Annotated in this window: 10 protein-coding genes; 6 read left to right on the forward strand and 4 right to left on the reverse strand. The window is 65.0% G+C overall.

Annotation, left to right across the window (positions count from 1 at the left end; all coding sequences use genetic code 11):
* Window positions 1–582: 582 nt before the first annotated feature.
* The 4 genes from QZX93_RS04190 to QZX93_RS04205 all read left to right on the forward strand — a co-directional run bounded on the left by QZX93_RS04190 (window position 583) and on the right by QZX93_RS04205 (window position 2,396).
* Window positions 583–960 carry a hypothetical protein gene (locus QZX93_RS04190; RefSeq protein WP_295385017.1) on the forward strand — a complete coding sequence of 126 codons (378 nt, stop codon included), beginning with the start codon at window positions 583–585 and terminating at the stop codon, window positions 958–960.
* A gap of 373 nt (window positions 961–1,333) precedes the next feature.
* The gene (locus tag QZX93_RS04195) at window positions 1,334–1,738 is read left to right on the forward strand and encodes a hypothetical protein (RefSeq protein WP_295385019.1); all 405 of its coding nucleotides are present in this window, start codon (window positions 1,334–1,336) and stop codon (window positions 1,736–1,738) included.
* A gap of 10 nt (window positions 1,739–1,748) precedes the next feature.
* On the forward strand, window positions 1,749–1,940 hold the full coding sequence (locus tag QZX93_RS04200; protein ID WP_295385020.1) for a UPF0175 family protein: 192 nt from the start codon (window positions 1,749–1,751) through the stop codon (window positions 1,938–1,940).
* A 222-nt stretch (window positions 1,941–2,162) separates the two neighbouring features.
* Complete coding sequence (locus QZX93_RS04205; protein WP_295385022.1) at window positions 2,163–2,396, forward strand: UPF0175 family protein; 234 nt, start codon at window positions 2,163–2,165, stop codon at window positions 2,394–2,396.
* Between the two features lie 90 nt (window positions 2,397–2,486).
* Here QZX93_RS04205 and QZX93_RS04210 read toward each other — a convergent pair whose 3' ends face one another.
* The 4 genes from QZX93_RS04210 to QZX93_RS04225 all read right to left on the reverse strand — a co-directional run bounded on the left by QZX93_RS04210 (window position 2,487) and on the right by QZX93_RS04225 (window position 6,166).
* A complete protein-coding gene (locus QZX93_RS04210) occupies window positions 2,487–2,642 on the reverse strand; it encodes a hypothetical protein (protein WP_295385024.1) in 156 nt (51 codons plus the stop codon).
* Window positions 2,643–2,725: 83 nt separating this feature from the next.
* Entirely contained in the window at window positions 2,726–2,950 is a 225-nt protein-coding gene (locus QZX93_RS04215; RefSeq protein ID WP_295385025.1) for a hypothetical protein, read from the reverse strand.
* 315 nt (window positions 2,951–3,265) lie between these two features.
* A complete protein-coding gene (locus QZX93_RS04220) occupies window positions 3,266–5,368 on the reverse strand; it encodes a bifunctional diguanylate cyclase/phosphodiesterase (protein ID WP_295385026.1) in 2,103 nt (700 codons plus the stop codon).
* An 81-nt stretch (window positions 5,369–5,449) separates the two neighbouring features.
* Window positions 5,450–6,166, reverse strand: coding sequence for an SOS response-associated peptidase (locus QZX93_RS04225; protein WP_295385034.1), 717 nt, complete (start codon window positions 6,164–6,166; stop codon window positions 5,450–5,452).
* Between the two features lie 263 nt (window positions 6,167–6,429).
* Between QZX93_RS04225 and QZX93_RS04230 the strand changes: the two genes are divergently transcribed.
* A complete protein-coding gene (locus QZX93_RS04230) occupies window positions 6,430–8,985 on the forward strand; it encodes a DNA phosphorothioation-associated putative methyltransferase (protein WP_295385028.1) in 2,556 nt (851 codons plus the stop codon).
* A gap of 4 nt (window positions 8,986–8,989) precedes the next feature.
* Window positions 8,990–10,075, forward strand: a complete 1,086-nt coding sequence (locus QZX93_RS04235) for an alpha/beta fold hydrolase (protein ID WP_295385030.1) — start codon at window positions 8,990–8,992, stop codon at window positions 10,073–10,075.
* Window positions 10,076–10,199: the final 124 nt, after the last annotated feature.

Consider the following 10,199-nt stretch of genomic DNA (forward strand, 5'->3'; position numbering starts at 1 on the left):
GCTCATGCGGGCTCAGGGCGGTGTGGTGCGGCGTCCTGCCGGCTCGGTTGCTTGCCAGGAAAGAAGCATAGCGCGTGCCAGCAAGCGGTGTCGCCAGCCATTGGCGCGAGCTCCTTATAAAACAGCGTCCTGAGATCCGTCTTCGCACACTGTACGTAGCGTTGCGAGGATATGGCCATTTCAGACTATGGAATGGATTCCATGCCTCTGGCGCCAGCACCCTAGCGCACCCGGCCATCGCGCCGCTTTGTGACCCCGACCGGGACGCCGGAATCCAGGCCATGGATGGCAACCCCTCCGCCCACACAGATGCTTAGAATGTAGGCGCCGGCCGGGGGTGTCGGGTTACGCCCCCCTGCCCTGCCCCCTGTGTTCAACGAGCCGGCAGACAACTAGCGCCAGCTTGTGGATCATCGCAAGAACCCAGGCGGGTGAACAGCCGCCCGCCGCTCGCTCCCAGTCCCCGAGGCAAGGACCCCGACCCATGGCCAAGTTTCTCAACACCAGCGCGACCAACTATTTTCCGGAGGAGCTGATCAAGGCCACCCGCGAGCGCCTGATCATCAGGTCAACAACAACGAGATGGGCGTCTTCGTCGACCGCGACCAAGAGCCGGACCTGTACCGCGAGACCTACGAAGAGGCGCAGCGCCTGATCCGGGTCAGCGAAGAGGTCCGTCTCGCGGCCGAAAAGGTCGATAGCCCGAAGGACGAGGGCCGCGAACCGGCCGCCGCGCCCGCGGAGGAGAACGGCTTCGACAAGCTCACCACCTCCAAACTCGCCAAGGCGCTCGGGCTCAAGACCGCGGAACTCGGCGACAAGCTGATCCACGCTGGGTTGGTTGAGCGGGATGGGGACGAGTTGAAGCTAACCGCCAAAGGCAAGGCGACGGGGGGCGAATTCAGGTCATCAGGGAAGTTTGGGCCGTATTTTCTGTGGCCTGCGGATATTCACCTCTGATGCTGGCGGCGACTGGTCATAAAGACTGCCTCTGCCCGTCGCAAAGAGAAGAGACGTGTGCTCCACCGATCAGGGCGACACGCTCGCGTGAAGCCGAAGCCGAAGCCGAAGCCGAAGACGAGCACGCGCGTACCACCCCTGCCGTTGCCTGGATTTTCTACAGATCAAAAAAACGAACGCCAAAACGCCCTTAACGGGACACCAAAAAGCTTGTGCAGTGCGAAGCGCCATCATCGCGACCTTGCACGTTACGTGGATAGCTTCGCGGTAAATCCTCAACTTTCAACTAGCGAGATTTCTTGATGTTATCCACTGAGCGACAGCTATTGCAAAGAATAAGTCCTGCGTCATGTATTGCATTCAAAATAACCTAATGCAACTGGCATTTGCGATCGATCATTATACCATGCTGGTCAGGAAAATAACGGGGAAAGACATGAAAGATGACGAATTTATGGAAATCGCTGCTGCGCTGATGAGTAATTCAGAAAGCGCTCTGTCGGCACTCAATATCAGCCAGGTATTTTGTGACGCAAGATTTCGCGGCAGCTTGCTCAATAACTTCCTGATGCGGCTGCGGAAGGGAATAGAAGGCGACCACCGCTTCGCCTATACGGAAAACATTCCTGACAGACTCAAGCCTTTTCAATCGAACGAAACAAATCTTATTCGATGGTGTCAGCGAGGAAACAAATCCGACGGCTGGGAGTGTAAAGGCATTTTCTTCGCCGCACCGACAACGCTAAGCCCGGCAGATGGACAGGCAGCGGTTCCGTAACCCACTATAATTGTCGGACAATTTTTCCGACGAAGCGCACTTGTTGCTCGCACTCAAGCTCTTCGAGCAGCGGCGCATTTCCTCTGGCAAGGCCGGCCGGTTGTGCGGCATGGGCCGCGTCGAGTTTCTGCTGACGGCCAGCCGCGCGGGGGTCCCGGTAATCGACTTGAAGGGCGAAGACCTGGCGAAAGAGTTCGCCTGATGCTGGCGGAACCTGCGGTGATTAGCATCGGCCCGCTGGTCCCGCTCGCACTGACGGGACGGATCGATCTGAATTCCGGTGACAGTATACTTATTTCGTTGGCCAGCACTTCGGGCGAATCCCCGCAAGGCGATCCGCGTCCCAGGGGCGGTCTACCGATTTCGCTGAATACGAAACGCAAAGCCGATGCGCGACAAAGTGCGACATGAGGAGGCAGAGAAAATGAACACGTTGACGATTGAACTCCCGGTAGAGGGATTGCCCTCACCGGCTGAGTTGGCGGACAATTTTGCCGATGAGGCGCGCTTCCTAATCGCACTCAAGCTCTTTGAGCAGGGGCGTATTTCCTCTGGCAAGGCCGGTCGACTCTGCGGCATGGGCCGCGTCGAGTTTCTACTGACGGCCAGCCGCGCGGGGGTCCCGGTGGTCGACTTGAAGGGCGACGAATTCCGGTGACAGCATACTTATTTCGCTGGCCAGCCCGCAGGACTATCCGCCATGCAGCTGCGGACATGACGGAACCGCATCGCGCTCCGCCCTACAGCCCTAGCCATGCCGCAGTTCATTGCGGATCGTGTCGCGCACCACATCGGCCAGGGTTTGACCGGCGACGAACTGGCGCAATGCCTCATTCATCAGCGTCTGGTCGTTGCCGCCGGTGCGGGCGGCCCGGTCTTTGAACCTAGAAAGAGCAGTTGTCACGCCAAGGCGCCAAGCTAGCCAAGGCTTTTCAGTGCGTTATCAGCCCTGCGACAGTCACCCGGAGGGTGATCTGGATAGTGGTTCTACCCGATTGTATTTCTTGGCGAGCTTGGCGCCTTGGCGTGAGCAATTCCCGGTTTTAGGTTGAAGGCTGCGATGACCGCGGTATCGACCCGCATGGTGATGCGCGACTTGCCGCCCTGTGCAGCCTGTAGCTGCGCCAGCGCGGGCACGGCGGCGACCGGTTTGGCGTCCGCGAAATTCAGGTCGGCGTACTGGGTGAACAGGGGATCGGAATTGTTGTTCATAGCAGCGGCGTTGCGGTTGGTTGGCCTTCCAGGAGGAAATTAGGTGGAAGCGGTGGCCTTGATCATAACTCCGGCCACGCACCCTTGCGGCGACCCGTCGCGGCCTGGGGGCCGCTCCTACGGGGGCAGGGGCAGTCCAACGGCCATTAAAGTTAAGCCGTTCGTGGTGAGCTGTCAACTGTGAGCTTGTGGAGCAGTCGAACAGTCGAACCACCAACGGCACTGCCCGATTAGAAGCTTAGGCGCACCGCTCTGATTTGACCTACCATCTATGGCCGAGATTCCGGCTCCAGGCCGGAATGACGAAACCTTGAGCTATTGGCAGACGAGCAATTGCTCAAACGCCTCCGGGGACACTGGCCGGCCAAACAGGTAGCCCTGGTAGGCGTGGCAGCCAAGGCGAGCGAGCAATTCACGCTGGCCGGCGGTTTCCACACCTTCGGCGATGACGCCAAGACCCATGGTCCGACCGAGTGCGATGATGGTCTGGGCAATGGCCACACTGTTGGGGTCCACCAACAGGTCATGCACGAACGACTGGTCGATCTTCAACTGGTCCAGCGGCAGGCGCTTCAGGTAGGCGAGGGACGAATACCCGGTGCCGAAATCGTCCAGGACCAAACCCAGTCCATGCGCCTTCAGGGCCGCCATCTTGGCGCCGACCTCGTCGACGCTCTTCGCCAGCAGACTCTCGGTGAGCTCCAGCTTGAGCCGCCGCGGATTGGCCCCGGTGCGCCTTAAGGTCTCCAGCACCTGATCGACGAAATCGGCCCGGTTGAATTGATGGACACTGACATTGACCGCCAGCGACAGGTGCGCGCTATGCGGCTGCGCCGCCCAGGCGACCAATTGTCGGCAGGCGGTCTCCAGGACCCACTGCCCCAGGGGCAGAATGAGCCCGGTCTCCTCGGCGAGCGGAATAAATTCGTCCGGCAACATCAGGCCGCGCACCGGGCATTGCCAGCGCACCAACGCCTCGGCCCCATTGAGGCGCCCCCCACTGTCCACCTGGGGTTGGTAGAAGAGCCGAAACTCCCGCTTGCTCAAGCCCTCCCGCAGGCCGCTCATCAGCGCGGCCCGCAGGGTGACGGCCTCCTGCATCTGCGGATCGAAGAAGCGCAAGCTATTACGCCCCGCCGCCTTGGCACCATACATCGCCAGATCGGCCTGCTTCATCAGTGCCTCGACACTGCTGCCCTGGCTGGGGAACAGCGTGATACCGAGGCTCACGCTTCCGACATATTCATGCTCATTGAGGCGGTAGACCTGATTGAGCGCGGCCAGGATCTTGTTGCCCACCACTTCCGCCCGATTGGCGGCCTCCTCCAGCCGCGGGCTTAAGTCTTCCAGCATCACCACAAACTCGTCCCCGCCCAGGCGCGCGGCAGTATCTTTTTCGCGGATACAGGCCGTCAGCCGCTGCGCTACCTGCTGCAACAGCAGATCGCCGATATCGTGACCGAGGGTGTCGTTGAGTGTCTTAAAATTGTCCAGATCGAGGAACAATAAGGCCCCGGCACTCTGGTTGCGAGGGCTCGACCCCGCCGCCTGCTCCAGCCGATCGAGCAGCAGCCGCCGGTTGGGGAGTTGGGTCAATGGATCATAGAAGGCGAGGTGCAGGATCTTGGCCTCCGCCGCCTTATGCTGGGTCATATCGGTCTGGGTACCGACATAGTGGGTCACTCGCCCGGTATCATCGGCGACGGCCGAAATCGTCACCCACACCGCGTACACCTCGCCATCCTTGCGCCGGTTCCAGAGCTCGCCCTGCCAGTGCCCGGTTGCGAGCAGGCCCCGCCACATCGCTCCATAGAAATCGGCAGAATGACGACCAGACTGGATCAGGCGCGGTGTCTGCCCCACGGACTCTTCTGCCGAATAGCCGGTGAGGCGAATGAAGGCCTGATTGACCCGCAGTATCACGCCCTGCGCATCGGTAATCATCATGCCCTGCTGGGACTCGAAGGCGGTGGCCGCGATGCGCAACTCCGACTCGGCGCGCTCCAGCTCAGTCATATCCGCGTCCATGCAGAACAGCACCGGGGGCTGGCCCGGGACGGTCACGATGGTGTGGCTGGAATACACCGCCACCCTGTGCCCATCCCGGTGGCGCAGCCGCAGGCGCCCGGGCGGAATGCCCCGGCCGTTTTCGAACATCCAGCGGACCCCTGCCGCCACGACCTGGCGCAGGTCCTGCGGGATGATCAGGTCCAGCAGATTACCCCCCAGGGCCTCCTCTGCGGTATAACCATACATCTGCTCCGAGGCGTGATTCCAATAGACGACGGTGCCGTCTGGCAAGTATCCCTGAATCGCCATCGCATGCGCTTCGTCGAACAATTTTTGAAAGCGCGCCTCATTGACTTCCGGTGAGGGGTTACCCCCCCAGGTCGCTGGGTAAACCGGTCGCTCGGCCATGATGGCTCCCGCGGTCTGATGATGCGGTTATGGGGCGCTATAGGCCCGGTGCCGTGTTGGGGCAGGGGGGCGTTCCAGGGTCTAAGGATAGCCAGTTCCGCCAACCCTGTCCGAGTCGTTGAGCCCCCGCCCCGCCACCGGCTCCAGCAACTCCGGCCCCTCGTTGCGCGGGCTGTTGACCTTGCGCGAGACCTCCTCGATGGTCCAAGGCCCCGGATCGGCGGGCCGCAGTAGCGCGCGCAGGCACTCGGTGTCCGTCGTGCCGGGGTCGAGCCAGGCGTCGTAGTCGGCGGGCGCCAGGATGACCGGCATCCGGTCGTGCAGTGGGGCGATCAGACGGTTGGCGTCGGTGACGATGATGGTGCAGGAGAGCAGCGGCGCGCCGTCCTCGCCCTGCCAGGCCTCCCACAGACCGGCCATGCCGAAGGGTTGGCCGTCCTGGCGCCGGATCAGATAGGGGATTTTTTCGCGGCCCAGGGTCTGCCACTCGTAGAAGCCCTCGGCCGGGATCAGGCAACGCCGGTGTTTGAAGGCGTTGCGGTAGGCTGGCTTGGCGTGGAGCGTCTCGGCGCGGGCGTTGAACATGCTGTAGCGGCGGTCCGGCCCATCCGACCAGGCGGGGACCAGGCCCCAGCGCAGCGGCAACAGCTCGCGCGTGCCGGCCGTGGTCTGGCGCACGGCGAGCACCGGCTGGGTCGGCGCCAGGTTGTAGCGGGGGCTCGCCGCGCAGGGTACATCCACCTCAAACTGGCTGGCGTAGAGGTCCGGGGCTGAGTGCTGAACGAAACGACCGCAGATGGCACACCTCCGGGTTTTGCTGCGATGCCAGGCCGGGCACGCCGGCCACGGCGCTCTCGGGTTGATGACATTGTTCCATGGGCGCGACACCATGATCCAGTGTGCAGACGCGCACGCCGACACCGTCCATGCGGTCGCGGTGGGCTGACAATCGGCGAAGTTGTAGTAAGGTATCGGCACTGAACCTGGTTGGGGCCGCGGGGCGGCGGCGTGCCGCCCGCCTCGGGATCGCTGACCTTCATTGAATTCGCGAGCACAGATCGATGACCGGCAAGACGGTGGCCCAACGGACCTACCTGCATATCAGTGGCCTGGACGCGGCGGATGCCGCACTGGCGACCATCGTGACCGCGGCGGAGGAGCGGGTCGGGGTGCGGCGGGGGGAGGCGTTCAATGTCGTGCGCCTCGATACGGCGGCGCGGCAGATCGCGCTACTGCACTACCCGGGCTTTTTCGACGACCCCTTCCCCGCCTTGCAGGCGAGTTGGCGGGTGGATTTGACCACCGGGGCGGTCGGTTACCGCGCCTACACGGACTCGCAGAATCCGCCCATCCTGCACCGCAAGGAGCTGATGCTGGCGGCGGACGACCCGCGGCGGGCCACCTTCGCCGGGCTGACGCAGGCGTGCGAGTCGATCGGGCTCTTCGATGAGCCGACCCGCATCGGCTACCGGCGCCAGTGGTTGGACCTGGTGCGGGAGCGCGGCTATCGGGTCGTGGGACACGCACTGCTGCCGCTGGGGAACGACGAGTCCACCGCCGCGGCGGCCGACCCCGCCGCCCCGGCCCCCGGCCCCGCCGCCCATTGGCAGGCCGCCCGCCAGCTCACCGCCCTGGTGCGCCATGGCTTTTCCGCGCCGGTGCAGGCCCTGGCTCGACACGGGCTGCTGGAGACCCCGAGCGACGGCGGGCCGGTCCTGTTCGACTATGGCTGCGGGCGCGGTGACGACGTGCGGGGCTTGACCGAGCTCGGCATTGCGGCCGCCGGCTGGGACCCCTTTTACGCCCCCGACAACCCCATCCAGCCGGCGTCCATCGTCAATCTGGGCTTCGTGATCAATGTGATCGAGGACCCGGAGGAGCGCCTGGAGGCACTGACCCGCGCCTGGTCGCTCACCCAGACACTGTTGGTGGTCTCGGTGATGCTCACCAGCCAGACCAGCGCGCGGGGCACCGACTTCAATGACGGGGTGCTGACCCAGCGCCAGACCTTCCAGCGCTATTTCACCCAGACCGAGTTCCGCGCCTACCTGGCCGAGGCCCTGGAGGAGGAGCCGATCGCGGTCGCCCCCGGCGTGCTGTATGTGTTCAGGGACAAGGAGGCGGAACAGCGCTTTCTGGCCGGGCGTTGCCGCAGCCGGCGTCAGACCGCCCTCCCCCGCCCGCCGAGCCGCCGCCCAGCCGCCGACACCCCGGATCGCTACGCCGCCTACCGCGAGCCGCTCGAGCGCCTGTGGGACCAATGGCTCACGCTGGCCCGCCGCCCGGAGGCCGACGAGGTCGCTGCGGCGGACCTCACCGCGCTCGTCGAGGGCTTCGGCGCGCTGCCCAAGGCCCTGCGCTACCTCGCCGACCACCAGGACCCGCAGCCGCTGGCGCGGGCCGAGGCGGCACGCCGCGCCGACCTCCTGGTCTATCTGGGGCTCAACCTGTTCGAGCGGCGGCGCCCCTACACCCAATTGGAACCCGAACTGCAACGCGCCATCAAGGCACTGTTCGGCGACTACACCACCGCCCAGGCCCAGGCGCGCGCCCTGCTCTTCTCCATCCGCGACACCCAGGGCATCGCCGAGGCCTGCCGCGAGGCATCCGAACAAGGGCTGGGCTGGCTGGACCCGGGCCGCTCGCTCCAGTTGCATACCAGCCTGGTGGAGCGGTTGCCGCCCTTGCTGCGGGTCTATGTCGGGGCCGCCGCCGCGCTCTATGGCGACACCTGGGAGGCGGACCTGGTGAAGATCCACATCGGCTCGGGCAAGTTGAGCCTGATGCGCTATGACGACTTCATGGGGCTCGCCCTGCCGCGCCTGCTCGAACGGGTCAAGGTCCGGCTGCGCGATCAGGACTGCGATTGGTATCTGTATGGCGACACCTTCGCGCCGCCCTGGCTGTTCCACAAGTCGCGCTTCATCAACGAGGAATTCCCCAACTACCCGGAACAGGTCGCCTTCGAGGAGGCCCTGGACGCCTTGGGGCTGTTCGATTTCTCCGGCTTTGGCCCGCCCCCGGCGGTCTTCGCCTCGACCCTGGCCCGTCACCGCTGGGTGGTCGACGGCCTGCGCCTGCGCCGGCCCGACACCTGCCCGGACCTGGACGACGCCTGCGGGCGCTTTCTCACCTTCCGCAAGCTCATCGCGTGCGGCGAGACCCAGGCGCGCACCGGCCTGCCCAACCTCCCCCGCCAAGCGGAGAGCTGGAATGCGCTGCAAGCGCTGGCCGAGCGGGTGCTGGACCCGGTCATCGACTGGTTCGGCATGATCCGCCTGAGCTACGGCTTCTGTTCGCCCGAGCTGGCCCGCGAGATCGCCGGGCGCACCGACCCCAAGCTCGACCAGCACGCCGCCCACGAACGCAACCGCCTGGGCAATCCCATCTGCCCGCGCCTGGGGGCCGCGGTGGACTTCATTGTGGAGGACGAGGACATGGCCGAGGTCGCCCGCTGGCTGGCGGAGAACACCCCCTTCGACCGACTCTATTTCTATGGCCCCAACCAGCCCATCCATGTGAGTTACGGCCCGGAGCACAGCCGCCAGGTGGTACGGATGGTGCCGACAACCAACGGGCGGCTGATACCGCGGGCGATCGCGGCGGCGGAGCTTTAACCGCATGCTGCTGCGCCGCACCACCAAGCTCGCGATCCAGACCCTACTGCTCCTCGCGGCCATCGGCGCCGCCGTCATCGTCGGCTTCACGGCCCAGGCCTGGTGGCGGCTCCCGGCGCTCGCGCCCTGGCACACCGTGCGGCTCACCAACGAGTTCAAGGCCGGCCCCGGGGCGGCGCCAACCCTGACCGCCTACATGGCCCAGGAGGAGCGACTCTTTACCGAGCTGCGGCAGACCCTCTATACCGCACCCCCGGCCCCCGACGCGAGTGAGATCGACCGCTATCGCGCCGGCTCGCTGGTGGCCCGCATCGCGCTCGACACCCAGGGCAACCGCACGCATGTGCTTGCGACGGACGCACCGCGCGGTGCGGCGGTGATGTTGCATGGTCTCTCGGACGCACCCTATTCGCTGGACGCGGTCGGCCGCCAGCTACACGCGCGCGGTTTCTATGTGGTGTGGCTGCGGCTGCCCGGGCACGGCACCATCCCCGGCGCCTTGCGCGGGGTCGACTGGGAGGACTGGATGGCGGCCACCGCGATCGCCCTGCGCGATGCCGCCGGGCATGCGCCCGGCAAGCCGCTCTATATCGCCGGCTATTCGATGGGCGGGGCACTCGCGCTGCTGCACACCTTGCGGGCCATGGACGATCCAGGGCTGGCGATGCCGTCGCGGCTCTTGCTGTTCTCGCCCGCCATCGGCCTGTCGCGACTGGCGGCGATGGCCAACGTCACCGCCCTGCTCTCCCCGCTGCCGGGCCTCGCGAAGGCCGCCTGGCTCGATGTCCTGCCCGAGTATGACCCCTACAAATACAACTCCTTCCCGGTCAATGCCGGGGCGCAGATCGATCGGCTCACCCGCGCGCTGGAGACGGGCCTGGCGCGGGCGCAGGCGCGCGGGACACTCGCTCGCCTGCCGACGGTGACGGCCTTCCAGTCACTGATCGACTCGACGGTGGTCGCGGCCGACCTCGGCACCCGGCTCTTCCAGCGGCTGCCCGCGAAGGGACACGAGCTCGTCGTGTTCGACGTAAACCGCAATGCGATCTGGTCGAGCCTGCTCAGATCAGGGCCCGGAATGTGTCAATGAAAATGAGACACCGGGGTGTCGAATTTAGTGTTGCTCGGGAGGCTCTTGGATCTCGGTTAAGCCTGCGGCCGGCGGGTTGATCCAAACCTCTGCGGGAGGCAGCTTGGGTGTCGGCGGTGTGCCC

This window comes from uncultured Thiodictyon sp., assembly GCF_903946935.1.
Taxonomy (GTDB): Bacteria; Pseudomonadota; Gammaproteobacteria; order Chromatiales; family Chromatiaceae; genus Thiodictyon.